Source organism: Bacillus cereus group sp. BfR-BA-01349 (assembly GCF_022663795.1).
Lineage (GTDB): Bacteria > Bacillota > Bacilli > Bacillales > Bacillaceae_G > Bacillus_A > Bacillus_A cereus.
This window is the reverse complement of the sequence record NZ_JAKUGE010000123.1, coordinates 1-396: the sequence shown is the minus strand read 5'-3', so window position 1 is coordinate 396 and position 396 is coordinate 1. Positions and strand designations below refer to the sequence as shown.

The following is a 396-nucleotide window of genomic DNA, read 5'->3' as shown; positions in this document are numbered from 1 at the left end:
GCAATGGAGGGACGCAGAAGGATAGAAGAAGCGTGCGATTGGTTGTGCACGTCCAAGCAGTTAGGCTGATAAGTAGGCAAATCCGCTTATCATAAAGGCTGAGCTGTGATGGGGAAGCTCCTTATGGAGCGAAGTCTTTGATTCCCCGCTGCCAAGAAAAGCTTCTAGCGAGATAAAAGGTGCCTGTACCGCAAACCGACACAGGTAGGCGAGGAGAGAATCCTAAGGTGTGCGAGAGAACTCTGGTTAAGGAACTCGGCAAAATGACCCCGTAACTTCGGGAGAAGGGGTGCTTTCTTAACGGAAAGCCGCAGTGAATAGGCCCAAGCGACTGTTTAGCAAAAACACAGCTCTCTGCGAAGCCGTAAGGCGAAGTATAGGGGGTGACACCTGCCC

1 rRNA gene is annotated in these 396 nt (G+C 51.8%); it reads left to right on the top strand.

Annotation, left to right across the window (positions count from 1 at the left end):
* Window positions 1–396 (top strand): 23S ribosomal RNA (locus tag MR169_RS28015); the annotation flags it as partial.